Source organism: Paraburkholderia humisilvae, assembly GCF_902859855.1.
Taxonomy (GTDB): domain Bacteria; phylum Pseudomonadota; class Gammaproteobacteria; order Burkholderiales; family Burkholderiaceae; genus Paraburkholderia; species Paraburkholderia humisilvae.
In genome coordinates this window covers 229,907-253,468 of record NZ_CADIKH010000001.1, presented here as the reverse complement: position 1 = coordinate 253,468, position 23,562 = coordinate 229,907, and the positions used below count along the sequence as shown (strand labels likewise).

Sequence of the window (23,562 nt, the reverse complement as noted above, 5' to 3'; positions counted from 1 at the left end):
TGGCGGCTTGCCTACGTCATGCGCGTTGCGGTTCGACGTGGCCGGTGGACGCGTTGTCAGCCAGCGTGCCCAACCGCTTGCCGAGACTGACGACCTCATCCATCCGATAGCCGAGCCGCTCGTAGAACCCGCGAATCTCGCCTTTGGCGCTCAACACCTGCAGATTCACCTTGGGACAGCCGCGCGCGGCCAGGGCCGCTTCCACGTGGTGGACGAGCTGCGTGCCGACACCGCGGCGGCGCAGCGTGCTATCGACGGCCAGCGAGTACATCCAGCCGCGGTGCCCGTCGTAGCCGGCCATCACCGTGCCGACCACGCGGCCGGCCTCCACCGCGACGAAGAACAGCTCCGGTTGTGTCGCGAGCTTATTCGCGATCGACAGATGCGGGTTGCGCTGCGGCCGCGTTGCATCGCGGTACTCAGGAAACGCATCGCGCCACAACGCGATCACCTGATCGGTATCGCTTTCCGAGAAGGTGCGGATGGAAACGCGGGTCGGAGAGATCGGAGGAGTCATAGGCACGCTCTTCAGTCGATCAAAGCGAATCGAGCACGGTACGCAGCATCGTCATCATCTGGTCGATCTCGTCCGTGGTCACGTTCAGCGCCGGCATGAAGCGCAGCAGATTCGGCCGCGCGGCATTGAGCAGCAGGCCGTCCGGCTGCAGCAGGCGTGCCTTCTCGACGATCTGGTTGCCGATATCCTTGCCGAGCAGCAGCGCGCGCAGCAAACCCTCGCCGCGCTCGCCCTCGAAACCGCGCTCTTTCGACAGTTCGAGCAGTTGCGCGCGCAGATACTCGCCGCGCTGGCGCACGCCTTCGAGGAACCCGGGTGCGGTCAGTTGCGAGATGACCGAGTAGCCGACCGCCGTCATCAGCGGGTTGCCATTGTAGGTACCGCCCTGGTCGCCGGCCTCGAACACTTCGCACTCCGCTTTCGCGAGCAGCGCGGCAAGCGGCACGCCGCTGCCGATCCCCTTGCCGAGCGTCATCACATCCGGCTCGATACCGGCCAGCTCGTACGCGAACAAGGTGCCCGCGCGGCCGCAGCCGCTTTGCACTTCATCGACGATCATCAGCACGTTGTGCTTCTTCGTCAGCGCGCGCAGTTGCTGCATGAATTCGCGAGTCGCCGGAATCACGCCGCCTTCGCCCTGGATCGGCTCGAGCATGACCGCGACCGTCTTCGCGTTGATCAGCTTCTCGACCGATGTGATGTCGTTCAGATCGGCTTTCGGGAAGCCTGGCACCTGCGGCGCGTAGATCGTGTCCCAGCCCGGCTTGCCGCTGGCGGACATGGTGGCGAGCGTGCGGCCGTGGAAGCTGTGATCGAACGTGATGATCTCGTACGCGCCGTGTTTGAACTTCTTGCCCCACTTGCGCGCGAGCTTGATCGCGCCTTCGTTCGCTTCAGCGCCGCTATTGGCGAAGAAGACCTTGTCGAAGCAGCTGTGCTGCGTGAGCAGGCCCGCGAGCTGGGCCATCGGCTCGTTATAGAACGCCGGCGACGGATTGATCAGCAGGCGTGCCTGCTTGTCCAGCGCGTCGATGACACCTTCGTTGCAGTGTCCGAGGCTGTTGACCGCCCACCCTTGAACGAAATCGAGGTAGCGTTTGCCGGTGTTGTCATGCAGCCATGAACCCTTGCCGTGCGTGAAGACGATTTCGGGCCGGTTCGTGATGTACATCAGCGACTCGATCGGGTACTCATTGAATTTCATGGCGACAGGCTCCAGGCAGCAGGAAGAAGAACGGAAACAGACCGATAACGGAAAACGGCACGCAAACAAAAAAGCCACGGCGTGCCGTGGCTTTCATGATCCGAACCGCGTGTGATGCACCGACGCGAATTCATAAACGAAGCCACGCGCCCCTAGGGGAGCGGCGAGCGGCGACGTCGAAGTTCGGACAGGATGTGGTTCATGCGCGCAAGAATACGACAAGGCCGGCGACGGTGTAAACCCAAAATTTGCGGAAATTCACCCGCGCCGGCTTTCGCGATGTAAAACGGCTGATCAGACCGGGTGCGCGAGATCGGCCGCGCTCGTGAACGAATCCGCATAGAACTCATCTTCGGGCAGGCGATGGTGCTGCGTAAAATCGCGCTGCGCCGATTCGACCATCACCGGTGCGCCGCAGGCGTACACCTGGTAGCCGGACAAGTCTGGCAGATCTTTGATGACCGCACGATGAACGAAGCCGGTGCGGCCGGTCCACGCGTCGCTCGGATCCGGCTCGGAGAGCACCGGTACGAAACTGAAGTTCGGGATGTCCTTCGCCCATTGCTCGGCGAGCTCGAGCATATAGATGTCCTTCTTGCGGCGCGCGCCCCAGTAGAGCGTCATCGGCCGCTGCAGATTCTTGAACACCGCGTGCTCGATGATCGCCTTGATCGGTGCGAAGCCGGTGCCGGATGCGAGCAGGATGATCGGCCTGTCCGAATCCTCGCGCAGGAAGAACGTGCCGAGCGGCGCTTCGAAGCGCAGGATGTCACGCTCCTTCATCGCGCTGAAGACGTGATCAGTGAACGCGCCGCCCGGCATGTGGCGGATATGCAGCTCGACCGGACCTTCGCTGTGCGGCGGCGTGGCCATCGAGTAGCTACGGCGCTTGCCGTCCTTCAGGATGAATTCGAGGTACTGACCGGCAAGATATTGCAGGCGTTCGTTGGCGGGCAATTGCAGCTTCAGCACGACGACGTCGTCGGCTTTGCGCTCGATCGCGTTGATACGGCAGGGCAGCTTCTTCACCTGCATGTCGCCGACGCCCGCGATTTCGCGCACGTCGATCTCGAGGTCCGAACCCGGTGTCGCACAGCAGAAGAGCGCCATGCCGCGGGTTTTCTCATCGTTGGACAGCGCTGACGAAGAATGCGGGCGCTGCTCGACCTGACCGGAGAGGACGGTGCCCTTGCACGAGCCGCACGCGCCGTTCTTGCAGCCGTACGGCAGGCCAATGCCCTGGCGCAGCGCAGCGGTCAGCACGGGTTCATCCGGTTCCACCTGAAACTGCTTGCCGCTTTGCCGGATCGTTACGTTAAAAGCCATAGATCAATCGAAGTCGAAAAGTCACTAACGCGCGCATCGTGCCCGATGCAATCTGCCCCTGGCGGCTACAATTCGTGCACGATGAATGCGACACGAACCTTGCGCAGGCCGCGCGTGCTGATTGTAGGATGCGGCGACGTCGGCACGCGCTGCGTCGAGCGACTGCGGCACCGCGCGCATATCTTTGCGCTGACCAGCCACGCCGGGCGCCGCGCTGAACTGCGCGCGGCCGGCGCGACGCCGCTTGTGGGCGACCTGGATGTGCGGCGCAGCCTTGCACGCGTGGCGGGTCTCGCACCGACCGTGCTGCATCTCGCGCCGCCGCCGAAAACCGGCGATGACGACACGCGCACGCGCGCGTTGCTCGCAACGTTGACCGCCCCGCGCGTACGCGCGGCAGCGCATGCGCATCTGGCTGCTCACACGCCGCTGGGCAGGCAACGGCGGCTGCGCGCCGCATGGACGCCGCACAAAACAGCGCGAACGCGTATTGTACCCGACGGGCCGCAGCGCGCCCGACGCCTGCACGCACCGCCGAGAATCGTCTACGCGAGTACGAGCGGGGTTTACGGCGACTGCGGCGGTGCGCTGATTGACGAGACGCGCCCGGTGGCGCCGGGCAATGCGCGCGCGAAGCGACGCGTATCGGCCGAGCGCCAATTGAGACGGGCGGCCGTGCGCGGCGGGGTGAGCACGTCGATCGCGCGCATTCCGGGCATCTATGCGGCGAACCGGTTGCCGCTCGCGCGGCTCGAAAGACGAACGCCCGCGCTGATCGATGCGGAGGACGTTTACACGAATCACATCCACGCCGACGATCTTGCCGCAATCCTGTTGCGCATGGCCACGCACGGCCGGCCGTCGCGTGTAATTCATGCGTCCGACGACAGCACGCTGAAGATGGGCGAATACTTCGACCGCGTCGCGGACGCGTTCGAACTCGCTCGCGCGCCGCGCGTGTCGCGCATCGAAGCGGAGCGGCAACTGGAGCCGATGATGCTGTCGTTCATGCGCGAGTCGAGGCGTCTTGCGAACGAGCGCCTCAAGCGCGAATTGAAGGTGCGGCTGCGCTATCCGGACGTCGACGATTTTTTTCGAACGGTGCGCGCGCAACGTTTGCAACGCAAGGGCCAGGACTGACGCGCGCGGGACACTGAGCGGCACCCGGATCGATGCAGGAAGCCGGATATCAGTACGATCGCTCAGCGATGCGGCCGCGCGGGATCAGGTCAGCGCCGGCAAGGCCTCGAGCAACAGGAAACAGAGGAAGCCGCCAACCAGTGCGCCGACGAGGTTCGGGTCATATTTGTGTCTGACGTGCATCGCGACGACTAGCCCAATCAATGTCAGCGAGGCGACACAGATAAATCCAACCGTCAAGTAGGAAATCGCGAAATTGCCGAATTGGATCATGGCGTCCCTCCCTTTCGCCTTTTAATCTTTGTGTAAGGAGTATAGGAGGTGCCGCGCTAGACGGCATGCTGCGTCGCAGCGCCAACGCTGCATTTCTCAGTTGTTTCGTACGGAGTCCAACGTAGCTGCCGTCGATACGGTGCGGCCCGACGATCCGGCTTCAGCCGCCGCGCAGCGACGCGAGCGCGGCGTCATCGAGCCATTGCCATGTACCCTCGGATAAACCCTCGGGTAGGGTCAATCCACCAATGCGTTTCCGATGCAGTGCCTCGACCCGATTGCCCGCGGCCGCGACCATCCGCTTGACCTGATGGTATTTGCCTTCCAGCACGGTCAGTTCGAGCGTGTGCGTAGCGCGCGCATGCGCCGCCACGGCGGCGACGGGCTTAGGCTCGCCGTGTAGTAGCACGCCGGAGCGCAATGCATCGAGTTGTGCGTCGTCGAGCGAATAGCGGGTTGTCGCGACGTACACCTTCGGCACTTTTCGTTTCGGTGACGTAAGCGCATGGACGAACTTGCCGTCATCGGACAGCAGCAGCAAGCCGGTAGTGTCCTGATCGAGCCGGCCGACGCATTGCACGCCGCGTGTCGCGAAGGGGGGCGGCAGCAGGTTGAACACGCTCAGATGATGTTGCGGTTCGCGCGAACACTCATAGCCGGCCGGTTTGTTCAGCACGACGTAAGCAAACTCGCGATATGGCCACGCGGTGCCGTCGACGCTGAATGTGAGACCTGCGGCAGACAGGTCCGTGGCAGGGTCGCTGAGCACGGCGCCGTCGATCGCGACGCGGCCGTCCACGATCATTGCACGGCATTGTCGGCGCGAGCCGAAGCCTTGCGAGAACAGAATGCTTTCCAGATTCATGAACCGGTGATGAACGGTGTGCGGGACCGCACCGGCGCGCACGTTGCGCGGCGAAAGCGTGCATTCTACCCGCGCGCGGCCGTGTGCTCGCGCGCCCGATGAGATCGCAAGAACCGGAGGGCCGCGCAGCGGGCAAATTGCGACGATGGACTGACCGAACGAACAGGAGTCCATCAATGCGCATCAACCTGAGCCTTCCTGAATCGCTGCGTCCCTCGACGCGCTTGCCCGCTGCGTTTCAGCGACTTGCGTGGTCGAACCTTTTCGCTCAGTCCGCCGAACAGATCGGCCTTGCCGCAGCGCCGCTTGTCGCGGTGTTCGCGCTCGGTGCAACGGCGCGCGAGACCGGTTTGCTGCAGACCGCGCAGACGCTGCCGTTCCTGCTTCTGTCGATTCCGCTCGGCGTGCTGACCGATCGCAGCTCGCGCCGCGCATTGATGACGCATGCCGAAGCGGTCCGCATGTTGTCGATGGTGGGTGTGCTGCTGCTGGTGTTTGCGCATGCGCTGTCGTTGCCGTTGCTAGCGGTGCTCGGTTTTCTCGGCGCAGCCGGCACGGTCGCATACGGCGTCGCGGCTCCGGCACTGGTGCCGTCGCTCGTGAGCCGCGCGGCGCTCTCCGCAGCGAACGGCCGCATCGAGCTCGCACGCAGCGTGGCCTATTCGGCCGGACCGGCGCTGGGTGGCTTGCTGGTCGGCTGGATCGGCGCGGTATGCTTGTCGCGAGCATTTCGTGCAAACAGGGGTGCGCGGGCGCGCCGCCGCCGCTGCGCTCCCCCTACTCAAAGAGGCAAGATGAACACGACAGCTGTTATCGCCATTCATGGCGGCGCGGGCACCATTGTGCGCGCGTCGCTGTCGCCGGAAGACGAAGCGCGCTACCACACCGCGATGCGCGACATTCTGCTTGCCGGGCAGCGCGTGCTGGCCGACGGGGCCAGCGCACTCGATGCGGTGACCGAAGCGGTACGCCTGCTTGAGGACTGTCCGCTTTTCAACGCGGGCCGTGGCGCGGTGCTGACCGCTGACGGCACGTACGAACTCGACGCGTCGATCATGGACGGCCGCACCCTCGAGGCGGGGGCGGTGTGCTGCGTGAAGCGCGTGCGCAACCCGGTGCTTGCCGCGCGGTGCGTGCTCGAGCGCAGCGAGCATGTGCTATTCGCAGGCGAGGGCGCTGAAGCGTTCGCAGCCGCGCAAGGGCTTGAGCGGGTCGATCCCGCGTACTTTCATACGGACGCGCGCGCCCGGCAATGGCAACTCGCGCGCGAACAACAGCGCGCGATGCTCGATCACGACGGCGCGACGCTCGCGGCGAACGGGCAGCCGGATGCCGGCGCCGCCGTTCCTCGTGAAGCGCCGCTGCCGCATGAGCCGATCGACCCGAACCGCAAGTTCGGCACCGTCGGCGCGGTCGCGCTCGACGTGCACGGCCATGTCGCGGCAGCGACGTCGACCGGCGGCATCACGAACAAGCGGATCGGCCGCGTCGGCGATTCGCCGCTGATCGGCGCCGGCTGCTACGCGGACGATGCGACTTGCGCCGTGTCGACGACGGGCTCGGGCGAGATGTTCATCCGGATGGTGGCCGCTTACGACGTCGCCGCGCAGATCGCGTATCGCGGTGTGTCGCTTGACGAAGCGGCCGCGGACGTCGTGATGAATCGCCTGCCGCGCATCGACGGCCGCGGCGGACTGATCGCGGTTGACGCGAAGGGCAACGTCACGCTGCCGTTCAACACCGAAGGCATGTATCGCGGCTTCGCGCGCGTCGGCGCGGCACCGGTCACGGCAATCTATCGCTGACGCAACGATGCGCGTGCGCTGCGCGCTTCGCCGTCCGCGCTGCGCGCGCGTGCTATTGCTTGCTGAATTCCCGCGCGGCTTTGTCGATCGCATCGGCGGTGGCGCCGGCGTGCGCGACGGTGACCAGATGGCTCGACGGAATGTCGACGGTCGTCGCACCGATCCGGTTCGCCATCGACCGTTGCAGTTCAGGCGACACGGCGCGGTCCTTGGTCGTCACGATGTACCACGACGGCCGCGTCTTCCATGCCGCCTTATCGACCTTCTCGTCGAATGCGGCGGCCGCGATGGGCTGCTGCGCGGCTGACAATACGCTGATCAGGCTCTGCGGCACGTCGGCGGCGATGGCCGCACGGTACTGCGCCGGATCGAGCCACAGAAAGCCGCTCGCATCGCGAATCATGCTGTTGGCGGCCGGCATTGGCGGACCGCGCTTCAGAATGTCCATCGGCGATTCGCCGATCTCCGGCGCCACTGCCGCGACATAAACGAGGCCGACCACTTTCGGATCGTCCGCGCCCACCTCGGTGATCACAACGCCGCCCCACGAGTGGCCGACCAGCACCGTCGGCCCGTCCTGCTGCGCAAGCACGCGGCGCGTGGCGGCGACGTCGTCGGCCAGCGAGGTCAACGGGTTCTGCACGGCGCTCACGTGGTAGCCCTTTTTCTGCAGGCGAGCGATCACGCCGTTCCAGCTCGAGCCATCGACGAACGCGCCATGCACCAGCACGATGTTGCGGACTGGCCCATCAGGCGGGGCGGCGGTTTGCGCGCGGACGGCTTGCGCCATCGCGGCGGCGACCGACAAGCAGAGGAAAACGGCACAAAGCAGACGTTTCGTCGACATGTTGCTTCCTTTTCCAGGCCGGGATTACGGCAACATACCGAACCGGCGACCGGGTGGCAACCGTTCATGCGAACGACGATGGTGCGGGCGGCGACAGGCCTGGCAAAACGTCGTCGAAACCGGCGTTCGGTCTGGCGTTCAACGTGTAGGAGACCACACGAACGGTACAATGGCGCCTTTTTTCCGGCGAATCACACGTTCATCGGAGATGCGGATCCACACCATGCAGCGGGACTTCTCGCGTCGTTCACCTGACCACGATGGTCTCAAGCGGGGACTGAAAAACCGGCATATCCAGCTGATCGCGCCCGGCGGCGCGATCGGCACGGGCCTGTTTCCCGGCTCGTCGGCTGCGGCGCGACTACGATTAGCGATCGGGAGGCGAAGGCGCAGTGAATAGCGACTACATAGTCTTTGTGGACGAGAGCGGCGATCACAGTCTCACGTCAATCGATGCGGAATATCCTCTATTCGTTCTGTGCTTCTGCGTGGTGAAGAAAGCCGATTACGCAGAAATTCTGGTGCCGCGTGTCAAGAAGCTGAAATTCGAGACGTTCGGTCACGATTGCGTCGTGCTACACGAGATTGATATTCGCCGGAAACGCGGTGACTTTTCACAGCTGGGGAAGGAGCCGCGCGATGCGTTCATGGCGGCTTTGACGCAAATCATCATCGACACGCCGATGGCCGTTGTCGCAGTCGTGATCGACAAACGGAAGCTGAAACAGAAGTACAGCAATCCCTATAACCCGTATCACATTGGCATACAGTTCGGACTCGAGCGTGTCCGCCACTTCCTGAAGCTGCGGGAACAGCACGAGTTGAAAACGCACGTGATATGCGAGGCCCGAGGCGCCAGGGAAGATGCAGATCTTGAGCTGGCATTCCGGCGTGTTTGCGATGGTGACAACCGCTCGAAGAGGCCCTACCACTTCGACATCGTCATCTGCAACAAGCAGGCTAACTCAGAGGGGTTGCAGGTTTCCGATCTGATGGCCCGTCCGATCGGTCTCCGAATACTCCGCCCGCATCAGAAAAATCGTGCATACGACGTCCTTTCGGAGAAGTTTTTTTCTCCATGGTCCGTGGTGCACGGGAATGCGCTGAAGGTGTTCCCCTAGAAAAGCGAAAGGCCCCAAGGTAGTCCCTGGAGCCTAGCGCCGGCCGCGTAGTCGCAACCCATTTGGCGAGTGCAAGGATAGCTTGTAGGCCAGCCTAAGGTCAAGTTGGTTAGCCTTCAGGCGGGGGCGTATCCGATGAACGGATTGGGCCTCAAGCCAATCACTCCGCTACCTGTTGAGACTTGCCAGCCGGTTTAAGCACATGGGGTATTGGTGCCCAGGGCCGGACTCGACAACCGTTGACGGGCAAGGGTTCGGCCTGTTCTTGTGCAATTTATGTGGCAGGAGTGCGCTCGAATTCTTCCCAATAGCCTGTTTGCCGAATGGTACTTTGCAGGATGCTAAGGGCGTCCCCGTCCGGCCAACTTTTCAAACAATGCTCTATGTATTGGTCTACTAGCTCGCGGATTATGTCGCTCGCGGTACGGTCCTCTTGACTGGCTATCTGTTTGAGTACCTTTATCTGAGCCTTCAACATGCGCACCTGCACCGGCTGCGTGTCCCTTTCGGTCTTCACGCCGTTACGAATCACGTCCTGGCCTTGTCGTCCTTTCCGTAGCTCAGTGTTTGCAACCCGTGCCCTGCTTTTCTCCAGCATCTCCGCTAGTGCGGCCGCCTGCTCCGGCCTGTTAATTCGCTTGCGCATATAAATATCTCCAGTTTTAGGTAGTGTAGCAGTAAAGCAACGTCTATCAAACTGTTTCCACCCATAGCGACATTTTTCTTTTTGGTAGTGAAGCTTGCTGGCATACTTTGATCTGTTGGTAGTGAAGCTTTGTAGCAACCTCCCCGGCAAGGTGACCGGATAAGAGGGACGGGGCGGCGGCTCCTGACATCAAGCGACATGGTGAGCGACAGCCAGCCCGGCGTGTAAGTCCTCCACGGAGGCAAAAACGGGATAAGTGACCGAGCAGCTACGGAGATACCTCACTGGGGAGTACGGGCCGGGAGGAAGCGGTGTAGCAGCTAGCGATGTTTGGCCGGGACCCGCCGGGACAGACGCTAGCTCCGGACGGATGCGGACGACCTATACCCGCTTCCTCCGGGAAACAAAGGCGGTAACGAACCTAGGTTCGTCAAGGGGATTCGGGCGAGTCCTCTTGCTTAACCGACAGAACAAGAGACTGTATGACCAACGAAGCCATTCCGAAACAGCAAGAGAGGCGCGGGGAGAGCGTAAGGCAACCTCCTACGGGGCCGGGGCGTATACCGCACGAAACAGATAAACGAGACCAGCTAGCGGAGCTTAGAAGGATTGGACGCGACTGGCGAAAGCGTTGCCTTAACAGTGGTCAATAAAGATGAGGACTAGAAATGAAAATATACATTGCGAAGCATCGCGCGGGGGCCGCGCCGACCCTCACGCACGCCGCCATGTGCGATACGCTTGATTCTCTGGGGTTCCTAGTCGATGGCCGTTACCCGCGTGATTGCGGATTTGCTGATGAATACGAGTGCATGTACAGCCACAAGCGCGCGGGCCGGGACGAGCAAGCGGCGCTAGCCAAGGCGTCCGCTACGCTGGGCCGCGCTGTGTTCTTCGAAGAACACCTACACCCTTTGCTGGCCGTATTCGCGGCTGTCACGGGGCCGAACGGCGAGACGCTCCTAGAGCAGGAGACCATCTAATGGCAGTCGGCTTAGAGATTTACGACGCAAACGGAAACCTGACGTTGTCAGGCACCCACCGCATAGGCCGGTTAAAGGCTTACGCAAATGTGAACGGCAACGCAGGCAGTGTCGTATTCCCCGTCGATACATTAGATATCCCTTGGTACGCTTTCCAGCCTGACCGGTTGTTTTATCACATTAGCGGAGACACACCTCCGCCTATATTCACATTAAGTCCAGGCGTCCTTAGTTGGACGTATAGCGGCGGGGCAACAAACTTCACGCACAAGATAACAGGATGGGTCTATGTCGGAGTCTACTGAATGGGTGTAGGTTTCCAGGCACTCACGGACAGCGGTGTTTTTCAAATTGACGGCACGACGCCGAATTACCAGTTAGTCCAGTCGTATCCCTTACCGTGTAATAGCACTTCATTACCCACTGTCTTTAACAACATAGGCACGCAATTCAGCGCTAATTTTTGGTACGCACAAACACCGCAATTCTTTGCAAAGAGGCCACTTGTGGCGTTTGTGGCGGATGGAAATGTCTTCGCGTGCCCGTGGACCTTCTCGGGGGGCGATCCGAACGGGTCACTAACTCAGTTCACGGCGTCATTCATTGCCGCTAGTCAAACTAATGTCCGCGTATGGGTATTCGATCAGGTTTCCGCCAAAGGACAGCGGTTTTGGTCTACAGGTCTTCGATGAAGGCGGCGTACTGATAGCGGACGCCGCGACGCCTTTTGTGCGCGTTATCGACGTGGTACAAGGCGCGTACTTTGGTGGTACGGGTTACGAGTCCAGCGGCGCGACTATGCCAGGTGAGAACCTACAAAGCCGAAGCTACCCGGTTCACACGGCAATCGCAGCTTGCTACCCAGCCCATTACACGTTCGATACGGGCGGCGCGTCCGGGTTGTCGGGCGAAACGACCATGAGCGGGATAGCGGTAAACAACATCCCCGGAGGCGGTAGCATCGTTACGTGGGGATTCCACACATACGCGGGCGGTCGCGGCTCGCACTACATCGGCTTTCGTGAAGCGAGTCAATACAGTTTCCTAGTCCTCGATATGACGGGGCTTATTTAAGCTCTACTAAAAAAATGTAATCAGCCCGTCTGCTAGCCACTGGGCGTGATGGTATTCAATCGGCCAATATAAGGAGATTTAGATTACAACATCGAATAACAACAGCACAATCAAATACTCGGTAGATGCTTCTGGCGTAGAGGCTGGTGTAAATAAAATCAGAGCGTCCGCGTCTCAGTTAAACGCGACACAGGCGCAGATGGCACAACAAGCGGCACTTGTTGAAAACGCCATGAGAGAGGCCGCAGATAACGGCTTTGACCTAAACGCCCGCGCAGCAAAACGGTTAGTACAGCAGTACCAGCAAATGTCGGATACCGCAGGAAAGACGCGGCTTGAGATGCTGAACCAGCGCGCTGCGGCTGCGGGTGTGTCAAATACATTCGCGGCCATGTCGCAACAGATTGAGGCCGCTACGGCGCATACACACGGCTTTAGCCTTAACTCCGGCGCGGCACGTCGTGAACTGGCAGTGCTCGCACATGAGGCATCCCAGGGTTCGTGGAAGAACTTCGGCGGGTCCCTGCTCGTTTTGGCTGAGAGAACGGACGCACTGTCAGCGGTGTTCAGCGCGGCGGGTGTGACGGCGGGTGTCCTGGGTGGTGCTCTTGCCGGTGTAATTGCCGCGTACGTCCAAGGTGCGGCTGAGGCAAAAGCGTTCACCGCCTCCCTGGTAGAGACAAGCAACTACGCCGGCATCACTGCCGATATGCTCAACGACATGTCATCGACCTTGAGCGCAAATTCCGGTTCGACGTTCGGCACAGCAGATAAGACGCTACGCGAGTTGGCAGCTACCGGACAATACACTTCTGAGGAAATGCTCAAGCTCGGACAGGTCATCGTCACAACGGCGTTGCTATCTGGAAAAAGCTTGGAGGATGTCGCCAAGCAGTACGACGGCTTGGCCGATGATCCGGTAAAGTGGGCAGAAGAACACAATAAGTCCATGCACCTAATGGACGTGTCTACATACGAGCACATAAAAGCGCTTCAAGACGCAGGCGATAAACATGCAGCGCTACAGGGAGTGATCGACGCAGCGACGCAGCACGTAGCATCTACGACAACAGGCAATCTCGCTAACGCGCAATCAGCTTGGCAAAAACTTGGTAACGAGATTTCTACGTTTTGGGCCAAGCTAAAGCAGGGATTGTCTACCGGTGCAACGCTGAATGATCAGATCGAGACGCTTGAAAGAGAGCGCGAAGCCATTTCCGGAGACCCGCTTTCCGCTGGTCGGATTGGCGATATCAACAAGCAGATTGCGGCGCTGGGAGCACAGCAGAAGGCGGAGCGAGAGGCAGCGGACACGGCAGCGAGGAACGCCCGGATTCAGGAAGCTGCGATTGCAGCACAGAAACGCATTGATACTGTGCGCGATCAGGTCGCAAGCAATGCAGAAAAACGCCAAAAAGGGCTTGCGAAACTAGATAGTGACCGGCAAGCTATTCTTGCAGGCGGGGGTACGTTCGATGATGCCCAATATACGAGGCTACAGGCGGATATTAACGCGAGGTACAAGGACCCAAAGCCGCCACACGTCAACGAAAGCGGGATTAACGCGAACCTTACCAGGCTGCGCGGATATAACCAGCTAATAGAAGCAGAGGAACAGCGTAGCCAGGCGCACCTTAAAGCTATCCGTAGTGCAGGATTGATCGACAACGAGGCGTACCTACAGCAGCTACACGACCTACAGGCTAGCTCGTTAGATCAGCAAATCAGCAACGCGTACGGCGCTGTGCAAGAGGCCGCGCAGAAGAAAAATAAAGCTGCGGAACAAGCAGCGTTGACAGAGTACCAGAAGCTCGTAGACCAACGCGTCAGTATCGAGCAAAAGTACACGGACGACGTGGCAACGCTCGCAGCAAAGCGCGTCACGGACGTGCAACGATACGACGCGCAGCAGGCGGAGGTATTGCGTAAGCAGGTTACAGGCTACGCAAATACTAACAGCGAGCAATTCGACAGCCCCCAGCAGCGCGCGGATAACGCGCAACGCCTACAACTTCGTGAGCAGTATAACCAGCAAGTAGTAGCGCTAGACCAGAAGTACAAGCTTGACCCCACTTCGGATAAGCAAGCGTACGCGGATAAGCTCGCATCCGCAGCTTCGTACTACCAGCAAGAGCAGGCCGCCTTAGAAGCGAACCTTGCTAACCAGCAACAAGTTCGGGACTCGTACACCCATCAAACGCACCTTGCGGTAAATAGCATCGCAGGCGATGGTATGACAGGTGCGGAGACCGTTGCAACCGCGTTCAAGTCGGCATGGTCCGATTCGGCTAACGCTCTTTCGGAGTTCGTTGCTACGGGCAAGGGTAGTTTTGCTTCGTTCACGTCTAGCGTTCTAGCTGACTTCTCCAAGATTGCCTTGCAGGCTGCGGAAATGCAGATTTTCAAATCCGTATCCACGAGCTTCTTTAGCACTGGCGGCGAAGTCGGACACTACGCGGACGGCGGATCAATCGTCGGCGCGGGTACGGGTACTAGCGACAGTATCCCGGCCATGTTGTCTAACGGTGAGTACGTCATTAACGCGGCTTCCACGAAGAAGTACCGGAGCCTGCTTGAGTCCATCAACTCCGGTCATATGTCGCACTTCGCTACCGGTGGTGCTGTCGGAACTATCGCGCCTGCGGCAGGTGGCGTTACGAACCACACAACGCTACAGATGAATGTGCGGGGCGGTGGCGGACTCACTCAAGAAGATGTCGCGGCATTGCAACCGATATTTCAGGCAGCTATTGATAAACGCATTACCCAACGTTTTAAAGGGCAAGGCGGGCTTGCTTATCAGATGAAGTACGGCCAAGCGTAGTCTTACGTTCAGCCATGTAGCTAGTAGACCAATCCATCGCGGGCCGGGCCGGGTTGGTCGATAGGTTGTAGTCGGTAAAATTCATAACCTAATATTAAGGATTACAAATCATATGATTATTGAAAGCATTCGCCAAGAAGTCGTCAAGCATCTGTCCACCACCGAACAATTGCAATTTGCTGTTGCTGCCGAATGGGACGCCGCGCAAATTGAAGCGGTGTTCGGGTCGGGGTCGGTAGTGGCCCGCGTCAAGGCTCTTGTAGACGGCGGTCAACTCGCTACGCACGGAACCGCTGAGGTATTCGGAGTGCCTAGCCTAGTTAAAGCAATCGAAGATGGGCGCAGCGGAAAGCCCCGCCTAGCCCTTCAACACCTTCACGGAGGCCGCGCGGCAGATAAGCAACGTATCGAGGCGATGAGGGTCGGCAAGGCGGCAGTCCCAGCGGCTACCACGGCCAACAATTCAGCCCTGTACAGCCCAACCCAGGCCGCAGGCGTCCTGCTTCCCCCAGTTACGGTAAGCCTGATTCAGCTACTGTCGCGCGGCGGCGCGGCCAATCTCCCGCCGAATACGCGACTGCTGACGCAGACTGCACTATTAACCGCTGCGGAAGTTGCGGAAGGCGCTGCTATCCCGGCTGCGGCCCCCGATATTGATTTCCGGTTGACGACCACCAATCGTAAGTTCGCATTGATCGTCGCCTTCACTGCCGAAATGATGCACGCGGGGAATTTCGACAACCCTGTTCAGGAGTATGTAGAGCAACAGCTTACGGACGCGGCGTCGAACGCGACTGACCTGTTCTTCGTCAATCTCATGCTGTCTGAGGGAACTGACGCAGGCGCGGATGTTGTCGCGGCTATGCGCCAGTTCGAAGGTGACTTGCGTAGCGCAGTGTGGATTGCCAACCCAGATGTACTGACGACATTGCAGGATGCCGCTAATCCTAACGTCGGCCCCGCTGGCGGGACGTATCGGACCTTGCCCGCGCTGCCCACTATGGCAGCACCGGACAACACGTTGTTTTTGGTGGACCGTAAGCGCGTTGCTGTTTTCGATGGCCCTATGCTCATCGACTCGACTATCCAGGCCGATATCGTCATGGACACCGCACCCGGTTCGGAAAATAGCGCACCTGTGAGCATGTTCCAGAAAAATCTTAAGGCGCTTAAGGTAACGAAGTATGCAGACGCGAAGCTTCTTACTAAACCACTGGTTATCACCCTCTCGTAGTCTGTGGTCCTACGGGGCCATTATATTTATAAGGATCATGCATGAAGCTGCGTAAGTTGTTTACACCGAAAGCCCCAGCCCATATCCCGGACGGTGCTACATTCCGTATTAATTTTCCCAGCGACGCGAATCTCAATAAATTCCCGCTCGAAGTCCGTGTATCCCTTGAGGATGCGATCGCACGTATCAGCGCGGAAAAGGCGCGGCTTACCGCAGCGATTGCGGAAGCGAACCAGGACAGGCCGCTTTTGGTGATTGTCTCCGACATCGAGCGCCAACAAGTAGAGGTTCGCCAGCGCCAACAGGATACGGCACAGGCTAGGGGCAAGGTGCTCATCGCGACGATGACTATGCATGAATGCGGTGAGGTGGTAGCCCGCGAGGACAGAGCACGGAACAAGCTTCAAACATTGTTTAATGAGAAGGGTAGGCGAGAGCGCGCTAGCGCTGCTGCTGACGAGCTTAAGGCGCTTATGGCTCAGGTAAACGGATAACGCCGGTCGTAAATATATATAATTAGGATAGCGAATGAAAGAAATTGAGATTGTGGCAGATATGAACGAACTCCAATTGCGGGGCATCATCGAGGCGGCGAAGCGCGACACGCGTATGCATGAGTCGGCGATTGCAGCTAACAACATCATTCAGGCCGCAGCGGAGCATAAACTTATCGGTATGCAACTCGCCCAGGCGGAGCGGGAATGAGCGTCGTGACGTTTCGTAGCCTGAGAAATGCGCATAAACATCCTAGCCCGCGCGGTATGTTGAAACATCCATTAGGGCAGTGGACTAGCTGGAGAACGCGACGCGAGGTAGCTAAGAAACGTCGGGAACCGCCGGGACAAGGCCAATGAGCCGGGGTCAATTGCTAGAGGCCGCACGTTCGCTTGGTATTCGCACGGATGTTGTAGCGAGAGGTAAGCGCGGAAGTAAGGATAACAACTGGCTGCGGGCGGACATTCTTGAGCGTTGTTACGGTAAGAATCTTGGCCACATTCAGGCAAAGACGGCTGCGGAAATAGACAAGCGGGTAGCGCGTGCGGCGCAATGTGCAACCAGTAGGCTAGGCCATCTCTTGTGCGTAGCACAGGGCGCAATACGTGACGGACGGAACGCCCTTATAGAGTACAGCCGGTTGTGCAGTCTACAACGGCGCAGGCCAGCAGACGAGGCGCGGCAGTTATCGATTGCTCGCGAGGCACTACGGCGTGCCCAAGAGGCGCAAGATAAGTGGGAAGCGCACGTTGCGACAGTCCAACGATAACAACATATGTCCAAGCTGCGGGGAGCGGTTCCGCTCATCACGGGCGTTCGACATGCACCGCACGGGTAGTTACGGAGTGCGCGGGCCGGACGGAGGCTACATACCTGCTCGGCGGCGATGCAAAACACCAGACGAGATGGTAGCCGATGGAATGCAGCGGAACAGGCGGGGCCTTTGGATTACTAAAGGGTTGAGTTTGCCTCTCCGTTTGCACCTAGAAGACGTTGCGCGAAGATAGGGGATATGCGAGTGGCGGGACGGGCATACAGCCCGTTCTAGCCTCACGCGACGCGTAGGCGCGCGATCACGCGGGATTCGAGGAATCACGGGCCGATATCAACGGAGCCAGCGTTACGCGACCGAAATATTGCAGATAGCGTTAAATGGAATCTGACCGGTCGGTGTCCATGATTTATTACAATATAATTACAACTATCCCCCGGTATCCATAGTTAGCTAATACTATCGTGACATATATTTCAATGATAGCCACCCATAACTAAGGAAGGGATTGCTCTATAACAAGAATGATTGGCCACGTAAAACTATCGCACTTCAATTACCAAGATTTGTCCCTTGGCCACCGGACACAACAGTAGTGCGAGTTCCAAAACTGTCTCTGCGTAATGCAGGTTGGAAAAAGATTGGTATGCCAGTCACTAGGCTATCGGTTAAATCGTATGTGGATATGGAGACTGGGGAAATAATAAAGAAGCGGGATATGTTCGAGCAAAGGCTGCCTGTTCCTAGCAATGCTAGTCTTAGGTGGATAGAGCAGCTTTGTATCGTTAACTCTCTCGGTAAGAAAGCTAAAGAGTTATGTGTTTTCCTGTTGAAAATGCGCAATAGCCGTGGGTCGTTTGTTCTACCACTAGCCAATCTAATTGACGTATATATACACCGCAATGGTACAGTGTTGCGCATATCCAGAGCTAGACATAGCCATTACGACTTGATAGGCGATATTGCAGCAGCAGGTGTTATTGCTCAAGAGCAGGCGCTTGGTAGTCTATTCCAGAAGCATGCGAGATTGAGTGCACAGGATGTCCTCGAAGAATCCGCTGCATACTACGCTTGGCCCGGTATATTTCGCGGGCGGGGTTCGTGGGTGTCTGAGTCGTAGACTCGTAAAACGTGTATTACTATAAGCAATCGGCCGGAAACCTTTGTCGGGCCTAGAAACTGGGTTCAAAAAAATGGCTGTGGGAGCCGGATTTTCACCCGTTTCGACTTTGAGTAAGAGGTCGGACTGTCAATATTCAAAATGTGATAGTTGATAGTCCTAATGGGATTTCATTGCGTAATCGCATGTACTCGAAACTGACGTGATGGGTAGCTAAGCTGTCGTACTCGTCGTTTGTAAGGGTACAGTGGTGGATTATTCTTCATTGAGGGCCAAGATAGCGGTGGCCAAGCGTAACGGGCTTAACATGACGGTTCCAGTTATCGACGGTGAACCAATTGTAAAGGGTAAGGCTCCTGCGCGCCTCGTCGGTTACTACGAGATTGGAAAGCACGAATCCGAATTCGAGGGCGTGAAGTCCACGCACGACTACGTACAACTCGTCTTCGAACTGTTCGGGCCGAAGTATCCGAAGCTCCCGAACGGCGAACCACAGCGTATGAAGCTTGAGGAAAAGGTATCGCTGAGTGACAAGGCGAATTTCTTCAAACTCATGGCAATGATGAACTACAGCGGCAAGGCTACGCACATGGCGGAGTTCCTTGGCGATCCGTTCATTATCGAAATTTTCCACAACGCGAGCCAGGATGGTAAGCGCACGTACCCGTCTCTCAAGGGTAAGGGCAAGGGTTACAACATCACTGGCCCGGTCTACGAGGACCCTGCAACCGGTGAGACGAAGACTGTTGATATCCCGGAACCTGTGAGCGAGCTTAAAGCCTTCTTCTGGGACGGTGCAACAAAAGAGGATTGGGACAGCATCTATATCCCTGGTGAGTACGCGGAGCGTAAGGACGAAAAGACGGGCGAAGTTATCGCTAAGGCGAAGTCGAAGAACGTCATTCAAGAGCGCATCAAGGCTGCATTGAATTGGTCAGAGCATTCATTATTTGCGGTAGTGGGTTAAATGTAGTGATAAATCTTTAAGGAGGATATGACCAACACGGAAGCAAGTAGCGTGGCGATTCTAGCCGCAGCCAGTAAAGCGGTGGAGCTTTACGCCATGCGACACCCAAGGCCCTGTCATGTCACGCAGCAGCAGGCGGCGCAGATGCTGGGCCTACACAGAAATACGATACGGCGGTTTTTGGACGCAGGAAGGTTGCGCCTTAACCGCTGTGGATTGATTCCCACTGAGCAGGTGGACGCTCTCCTTAGCGTTGAAAACTTAAGGAGATAATTGGGGGCTGCGGCCTCCTTTTCTTTTACGGGGCCGATATGGCATCGATCACAAGATATAAAAACGGCTATCGTGCGTTTGTCCTGGTCGGAGGTAAGCGCACCAGCAAGACATTCGACACCAAACGCGAGGCGGCAACTTGGGCCGCCGCTGAAGAAACGGCGGCGAGGGAGCGTAAGGCCATGCCTGAGGCAGAGCTACATACCGTCCGGGACATGCTCACACGCTACGTTCGCGATGTTTCGGCACGGAAGAAAGGCGAGCGCCAAGAAAGGCTGCGTATCGCGGCATTCCTCCGCAATTTCCCATTGCTCGCGGACTCGAAGCTATCAGACGTTAAGACGCCCGATCTGGCGGCTTGGCGGGACGCCCGCATGGCGGGATTCGTAGGACCGGACGGGAAGGCCGTACAAGCTGTGTCGGCGGCGGCCGTACTGCGAGACATTGCGTGGCTCAGTAACGCCTTTACCGTCGCAAAGCATGAGTGGCATTGGATCGAGCACAAGCCTTTCGAGGGGTTGCGCCCGCCCCCATCGCCTCCGCCACGGGATCGGCGTGTGGACCCATGGAAAGAGGTGAAACGCCTCTGTAGGCGTCTTGGATATGTGACGGGCCAAGCGCCGACTACGAAGAACCAGGAGGTTGCATTGGCCTTTCTGGTGGGACTGCGATCAGCGATGCGGGCCGGGGAAATCCTGAGCCTGGGGAAGCGCAATGTCGACCTAGCAAAGCGCGTGGCTACTGTCGCACACAAGACGCAGCACTTGACGGGTAAACCCCGTGTCGTGCCGCTCACTCGTCAAACTGTCCGCTTGCTTCGGCCTGTAGCTGGTCGAGATCGATGCTTTACAGTGTCGTCGGGGTCTCTCGATACGCTGTTCAGAAAAGCGCGCGATCAGCTAATGATTGACGGTTTGCACTTTCACGACTCACGTACGGAGGCGCTAACGAGATTGTCCCGGAAGGTGGATGTTATGACGCTGGCGAAGATCAGCGGCCACAAAGACTTGTCGATACTCCAGAACACGTACTACCGAGAAACAGCGGAAGAGATAGCAGCGCGGCTTTAACGTGTGCAAAACCGTGTGCAGCCTGTGAGCAATGTAGCGGGCGGGGCTGTGCGCTAGGTGCATTTCTATGCACGACGTCAAACAGGCGATGAGGCTTACTGGGCAAGGCTTCAAGCCAATAAGCCCGCTATCTATTGACTTATCAGCCGTTTTGAGCATGTGGTGGACTGGTGCCCAGGGCCGGACTCGAACCGGCACGCCTTGCGGCGGGGGATTTTGAGTCCCCTGCGTCTACCTGTTTCACCACCTGGGCAGGTGTTGCGGCGCGGCGAAGATAGCCGGAGGTAACACGAGGCAAACCGCGCGCAGCGAAGACGCTGATTATCGCTGAAAACGCGACGCCGGGCAAGTTGGGCGCCACACGCGGGCGCTCCATCAAACCGTACGCGAAAACCGCTGCAGCGCGCCTTCTCCCAGATACCGGTCGAACACCATCGCCACATTGCGAACCAGCATCTTTCCCGCCAGCTTCACTTCAAGCTTGCGGCTGCCGATCGACACAAGTCCATCGTTTTCGAACGCACGCAGCCGGCTCAATTCCGGCGCGAATGCGTCGGCAAAGCGAATGCCGTATGCCGCTTCGAATTCGTCAAAACGCAGTTCGAGATTGCACATCAATTGGATAATGACGTCGCGGCGCAACCGGTCATCGGCGCTTAGGCGCAAGCCGCGCCGGAGCGCGAGCCGGCCTGCGTCGATGGCGGCCGTGTAGCCTGGCAGATCGGTCGCGTTCTGCGCGTACACGTCGCCGACCTTGCCGATCGACGACGCGCCTAACCCGATCAGATCGCATTCCGCGCGCGTGCTATAGCCCTGGAAATTGCGATGCAGCGTGCGCTGAGCCTGGGCGCGCGCGAGCTCGTCAGTGGGGAGCGCGAAGTGATCCATGCCGATATACACATAGCCCGCGTCGGTTAGCCGTTGCACGACATGCTGCAGGATCGCGACGCGCTGCGCGGATGACGGCAGCGTCGCCGGGTCCATCTGCCGCTGCATCTTGAAGCGTTGCGGCATGTGCGCGTAGCCGAATACCGACAGCCGGTCCGGCGCGAGCTCGATGATCGAATCGAGCGTGCGTTCGAAGCTCGCGACAGTCTGGTGCGGCAAGCCGTAAATCAGATCGACGCTGATCGAATGAAAGCGGCTCGCGCGCGCGGCGTGCATCACGGTCTGCGTCAGCTCGAGCGGCTGGATCCGGTTGATCGCGCGCTGCACGACCGGATCGAAATCCTGCACGCCGAGGCTCAGCCGGTTGAAACCGAGCGCGCGCGCATGTTCGATCGTTTGCGGCGATGCTTCGCGCGGATCGATCTCGATCGATATTTCCGCTTCGGTGTCGGACTGTAGCCTGAAGTGCTCGCGCGTCGCGGCCATCAGTTCGGCCATCTCGTCATGCGACAGAAACGTCGGTGTGCCGCCGCCCCAATGCAGTTGCGTGACGGCGCGCGACGTGTCGAAGCAGGCAGCCTGGAACGCGAGTTCGCGCTTGAGCCGCTCGAGATACGGTCTCGCACGGGCACGATTCTTCGTGGCGACTTTGTTGCAGCCGCAATAGAAGCACACGGTGTCGCAAAACGGAATGTGGAAGTAGAGCGAGAGATCCGTTTGCGCCGCACCCGCGTCCGCCGCGGCACGCAGATAGTCGGCGTGATCGAAGTCTTCGCGGAACTGCAGGGCGGTGGGATAGGACGTATACCGCGGGCCGTTCGTGCTGTATCGGGCGAGCAGGTCCGGGCGAAAGAGGGAGTCGGCAGTTTGCATCGGCGGAATCCGGGCGACGTTGGGGCGCGTCTTTTCTGATGCGCAGTGTAGGGGGCCGATCGTGGCCGGTGTTGCGTGAAAAGGTCGCATGCGGCGCAATGGCACAATGCGGGGTCGGGCGCGCGCATGGCTGGTTGGCCGCGAGCGCGCCCAAGCAAGGTTTGACGTTTCAGGAAGAACGGTAGTGACGCTCGATGCTTCGTTTCATACGGCCGATGTTGCCGGTCATGCGTGCCGGCCCGGCTGCGGCGCATGCTGTATTGCGCCGTCGATTTCAAGCCCGATACCGGGGATGCCGGAGGGCAAGCCGGCCGGCGTGCGCTGCGTGCAGCTCGGCGACGATCTGCGTTGCACGATTTTCGGTAAGCCGGAGCGGCCGGCCTGTTGTTCGGGGCTGCAGCCGCAGGCGGAGATGTGCGGTGCATCGCGCGCTGATGCGCTCGTCTGGCTCGCGCGGCTCGAACACGATACACGCCCTGAACGACACGATCCCGCGTGTTTGCCGCCGGGTCCCGCGCATGCCTCGTCGATGGGCGCAACCGGGAAAGCTAGCCCGAAAGTCACGCCGAAAGCGGCATCAAACAGCAAAACAGGAGAACCTGAATGACCGAACCCGCAGCGCCGGCCAGGCGCCGCTTCCTGCTTGCATCAACTGCGGCCGGGGCCGCCGCCCTATCGCTGTCCGCGTGCGCGGCATCGATTTTCCCGTTCATTCCGGATCACTACACGTTCTCGCAACAGCAGGTGCAGGAGGCGGTGCAGCGCAAATTTCCGTATCAACGCACCGTTTCGCAGGTGTTCGACGTCACGCTGACGAATCCGGTAGTCGGCTTGCTGCCGGATACCAATCGCGTGTCGGTGCGGCTTGATGCGCACTTCGCGAGCCCGTTCCTCGCGCATCCGGTGAGCGGCGTGTTCACGCTGTCGAGCGCGCTCGAGTACGACGCGGCGAGCCGTGCGGTCGTGCTGAAGTCGCCGAGTGTCGACAACGTGAACGTAAGCGGCGATGCGGCCGCGTACGCGCAGCAGATCAGCGCGGCTGCCGGGCTGCTTGCGACGCAATTGCTCGCCAACTACCCGGTTTACACGTTCAAGCCTGAGCAGCTGCAATTTGCCGGTGTTTCGTACGAACCCGGTACAATCACCGTCCTTACAAACGGCATACGCGTGCAGATCGTCGAAAGGTGACGCGCGCGCGGCCGGAGGGCCGCGTGTGCCAAAGCGCCGCTGGCCCGATGCGCTCAA

Annotated in this window: 19 protein-coding genes, 1 tRNA gene and 2 pseudogenes; 13 read left to right on the top strand and 9 right to left on the bottom strand. The window is 59.3% G+C overall.

The window, feature by feature from the left end:
• Window positions 1-16: 16 nt before the first annotated feature.
• From HV796_RS01075 to HV796_RS01065, 3 genes are all read right to left on the bottom strand, one after another.
• Window positions 17-517: a GNAT family acetyltransferase gene (locus HV796_RS01075; RefSeq protein ID WP_175224290.1), complete on the bottom strand. Its 501-nt coding sequence runs from the start codon at window positions 515-517 to the stop codon at window positions 17-19.
• A gap of 19 nt (window positions 518-536) precedes the next feature.
• Window positions 537-1,721 carry an acetylornithine transaminase gene (locus tag HV796_RS01070; protein ID WP_175224288.1) on the bottom strand — a complete coding sequence of 395 codons (1,185 nt, stop codon included), beginning with the start codon at window positions 1,719-1,721 and terminating at the stop codon, window positions 537-539.
• Between the two features lie 294 nt (window positions 1,722-2,015).
• The gene (locus HV796_RS01065) at window positions 2,016-3,047 is read right to left on the bottom strand and encodes a CDP-6-deoxy-delta-3,4-glucoseen reductase (RefSeq protein ID WP_175224286.1); all 1,032 of its coding nucleotides are present in this window, start codon (window positions 3,045-3,047) and stop codon (window positions 2,016-2,018) included.
• An 81-nt stretch (window positions 3,048-3,128) separates the two neighbouring features.
• On the opposite strand from HV796_RS01065, the gene HV796_RS01060 reads away from it, so the two are divergent.
• Window positions 3,129-4,187 carry an NAD-dependent epimerase/dehydratase family protein gene (locus HV796_RS01060; protein ID WP_175224540.1) on the top strand — a complete coding sequence of 353 codons (1,059 nt, stop codon included), beginning with the start codon at window positions 3,129-3,131 and terminating at the stop codon, window positions 4,185-4,187.
• Between the two features lie 84 nt (window positions 4,188-4,271).
• On the opposite strand, the gene HV796_RS01055 is transcribed toward HV796_RS01060, so the two are convergent.
• Window positions 4,272-4,460, bottom strand: a complete 189-nt coding sequence (locus tag HV796_RS01055; protein ID WP_175224284.1) for a hypothetical protein — start codon at window positions 4,458-4,460, stop codon at window positions 4,272-4,274.
• A 160-nt stretch (window positions 4,461-4,620) separates the two neighbouring features.
• A complete protein-coding gene (locus tag HV796_RS01050) occupies window positions 4,621-5,325 on the bottom strand; it encodes a pseudouridine synthase (RefSeq protein WP_175224282.1) in 705 nt (234 codons plus the stop codon).
• Window positions 5,326-5,423: 98 nt separating this feature from the next.
• On the opposite strand from HV796_RS01050, the pseudogene HV796_RS43960 reads away from it, so the two are divergent.
• Window positions 5,424-6,029: pseudogene (locus tag HV796_RS43960) on the top strand (MFS transporter); the annotation flags it as partial.
• A 90-nt stretch (window positions 6,030-6,119) separates the two neighbouring features.
• Window positions 6,120-7,130: an isoaspartyl peptidase/L-asparaginase family protein gene (locus HV796_RS43955; RefSeq protein WP_175224538.1), complete on the top strand. Its 1,011-nt coding sequence runs from the start codon at window positions 6,120-6,122 to the stop codon at window positions 7,128-7,130.
• 52 nt (window positions 7,131-7,182) lie between these two features.
• Here the strand turns inward: HV796_RS43955 and HV796_RS01035 are convergent, their stop codons facing one another.
• Window positions 7,183-7,977, bottom strand: coding sequence for an alpha/beta fold hydrolase (locus HV796_RS01035; RefSeq protein WP_175224280.1), 795 nt, complete (start codon window positions 7,975-7,977; stop codon window positions 7,183-7,185).
• A 392-nt stretch (window positions 7,978-8,369) separates the two neighbouring features.
• Between HV796_RS01035 and HV796_RS01030 the strand changes: the two genes are divergently transcribed.
• Window positions 8,370-9,098, top strand: coding sequence for a DUF3800 domain-containing protein (locus HV796_RS01030; RefSeq protein WP_175224279.1), 729 nt, complete (start codon window positions 8,370-8,372; stop codon window positions 9,096-9,098).
• Between the two features lie 274 nt (window positions 9,099-9,372).
• On the opposite strand, the gene HV796_RS01025 is transcribed toward HV796_RS01030, so the two are convergent.
• The gene (locus tag HV796_RS01025; protein ID WP_175224277.1) at window positions 9,373-9,744 is read right to left on the bottom strand and encodes a hypothetical protein; all 372 of its coding nucleotides are present in this window, start codon (window positions 9,742-9,744) and stop codon (window positions 9,373-9,375) included.
• A 668-nt stretch (window positions 9,745-10,412) separates the two neighbouring features.
• On the opposite strand from HV796_RS01025, the gene HV796_RS01020 reads away from it, so the two are divergent.
• The 7 genes from HV796_RS01020 (at window position 10,413) to HV796_RS00990 (ending at window position 20,556) form a co-directional block, all read left to right on the top strand.
• Window positions 10,413-10,727: a hypothetical protein gene (locus tag HV796_RS01020; RefSeq protein ID WP_175224275.1), complete on the top strand. Its 315-nt coding sequence runs from the start codon at window positions 10,413-10,415 to the stop codon at window positions 10,725-10,727.
• 1,273 nt (window positions 10,728-12,000) lie between these two features.
• The gene (locus HV796_RS01015; protein ID WP_175224273.1) at window positions 12,001-14,625 is read left to right on the top strand and encodes a phage tail length tape measure family protein; all 2,625 of its coding nucleotides are present in this window, start codon (window positions 12,001-12,003) and stop codon (window positions 14,623-14,625) included.
• A 112-nt stretch (window positions 14,626-14,737) separates the two neighbouring features.
• A complete protein-coding gene (locus HV796_RS01010; RefSeq protein WP_175224271.1) occupies window positions 14,738-15,859 on the top strand; it encodes a hypothetical protein in 1,122 nt (373 codons plus the stop codon).
• Window positions 15,860-15,900: 41 nt separating this feature from the next.
• Window positions 15,901-16,353: a hypothetical protein gene (locus HV796_RS01005; protein WP_175224270.1), complete on the top strand. Its 453-nt coding sequence runs from the start codon at window positions 15,901-15,903 to the stop codon at window positions 16,351-16,353.
• 34 nt (window positions 16,354-16,387) lie between these two features.
• Complete coding sequence (locus tag HV796_RS01000; protein ID WP_175224268.1) at window positions 16,388-16,564, top strand: hypothetical protein; 177 nt, start codon at window positions 16,388-16,390, stop codon at window positions 16,562-16,564.
• Window positions 16,565-18,496: 1,932 nt separating this feature from the next.
• On the top strand, window positions 18,497-19,213 hold the full coding sequence (locus tag HV796_RS00995; protein ID WP_175224266.1) for a hypothetical protein: 717 nt from the start codon (window positions 18,497-18,499) through the stop codon (window positions 19,211-19,213).
• A 311-nt stretch (window positions 19,214-19,524) separates the two neighbouring features.
• Window positions 19,525-20,556, top strand: coding sequence for a tyrosine-type recombinase/integrase (locus HV796_RS00990; protein WP_175224264.1), 1,032 nt, complete (start codon window positions 19,525-19,527; stop codon window positions 20,554-20,556).
• Window positions 20,557-20,724: 168 nt separating this feature from the next.
• Here the strand turns inward: HV796_RS00990 and HV796_RS00985 are convergent.
• Together HV796_RS00985 and hemN are read right to left on the bottom strand one after the other, a co-directional pair.
• Window positions 20,725-20,809, bottom strand: a tRNA-Leu gene (locus HV796_RS00985).
• A 122-nt stretch (window positions 20,810-20,931) separates the two neighbouring features.
• The gene (gene hemN / locus HV796_RS00980; RefSeq protein ID WP_175224262.1) at window positions 20,932-22,317 is read right to left on the bottom strand and encodes an oxygen-independent coproporphyrinogen III oxidase; all 1,386 of its coding nucleotides are present in this window, start codon (window positions 22,315-22,317) and stop codon (window positions 20,932-20,934) included.
• Window positions 22,318-22,423: 106 nt separating this feature from the next.
• Here hemN and HV796_RS00975 point away from each other — a divergent pair.
• Window positions 22,424-22,795, top strand: a pseudogene (locus HV796_RS00975) (YkgJ family cysteine cluster protein); the annotation flags it as partial.
• 125 nt (window positions 22,796-22,920) lie between these two features.
• On the top strand, window positions 22,921-23,505 hold the full coding sequence (locus HV796_RS00970; protein ID WP_175224258.1) for a DUF1439 domain-containing protein: 585 nt from the start codon (window positions 22,921-22,923) through the stop codon (window positions 23,503-23,505).
• Window positions 23,506-23,562 lie beyond the last annotated feature (57 nt).

Excerpts from the sequence above, each read along its gene's own strand:
- HV796_RS01075 (WP_175224290.1), bottom strand. The coding sequence starts at position 517 with ATGACTCCTCCGATCTCTCCGACCCGCGTTTCCATCCGCACCTTCTCG.
- HV796_RS01070 (WP_175224288.1), bottom strand. The coding sequence starts at position 1,721 with ATGAAATTCAATGAGTACCCGATCGAGTCGCTGATGTACATCACGAAC.
- HV796_RS01065 (WP_175224286.1), bottom strand. The coding sequence starts at position 3,047 with ATGGCTTTTAACGTAACGATCCGGCAAAGCGGCAAGCAGTTTCAGGTG.
- HV796_RS01060 (WP_175224540.1), top strand. The coding sequence starts at position 3,129 with ATGAATGCGACACGAACCTTGCGCAGGCCGCGCGTGCTGATTGTAGGA.
- HV796_RS01055 (WP_175224284.1), bottom strand. The coding sequence starts at position 4,460 with ATGATCCAATTCGGCAATTTCGCGATTTCCTACTTGACGGTTGGATTT.
- HV796_RS01050 (WP_175224282.1), bottom strand. The coding sequence starts at position 5,325 with ATGAATCTGGAAAGCATTCTGTTCTCGCAAGGCTTCGGCTCGCGCCGA.
- HV796_RS43955 (WP_175224538.1), top strand. The coding sequence starts at position 6,120 with ATGAACACGACAGCTGTTATCGCCATTCATGGCGGCGCGGGCACCATT.
- HV796_RS01035 (WP_175224280.1), bottom strand. The coding sequence starts at position 7,977 with ATGTCGACGAAACGTCTGCTTTGTGCCGTTTTCCTCTGCTTGTCGGTC.
- HV796_RS01025 (WP_175224277.1), bottom strand. The coding sequence starts at position 9,744 with ATGCGCAAGCGAATTAACAGGCCGGAGCAGGCGGCCGCACTAGCGGAG.
- HV796_RS01020 (WP_175224275.1), top strand. The coding sequence starts at position 10,413 with ATGAAAATATACATTGCGAAGCATCGCGCGGGGGCCGCGCCGACCCTC.
- HV796_RS01015 (WP_175224273.1), top strand. The coding sequence starts at position 12,001 with ATGGCACAACAAGCGGCACTTGTTGAAAACGCCATGAGAGAGGCCGCA.
- HV796_RS01010 (WP_175224271.1), top strand. The coding sequence starts at position 14,738 with ATGATTATTGAAAGCATTCGCCAAGAAGTCGTCAAGCATCTGTCCACC.
- HV796_RS01005 (WP_175224270.1), top strand. The coding sequence starts at position 15,901 with ATGAAGCTGCGTAAGTTGTTTACACCGAAAGCCCCAGCCCATATCCCG.
- HV796_RS01000 (WP_175224268.1), top strand. The coding sequence starts at position 16,388 with ATGAAAGAAATTGAGATTGTGGCAGATATGAACGAACTCCAATTGCGG.
- HV796_RS00990 (WP_175224264.1), top strand. The coding sequence starts at position 19,525 with ATGGCATCGATCACAAGATATAAAAACGGCTATCGTGCGTTTGTCCTG.
- hemN (WP_175224262.1), bottom strand. The coding sequence starts at position 22,317 with ATGCAAACTGCCGACTCCCTCTTTCGCCCGGACCTGCTCGCCCGATAC.
- HV796_RS00970 (WP_175224258.1), top strand. The coding sequence starts at position 22,921 with ATGACCGAACCCGCAGCGCCGGCCAGGCGCCGCTTCCTGCTTGCATCA.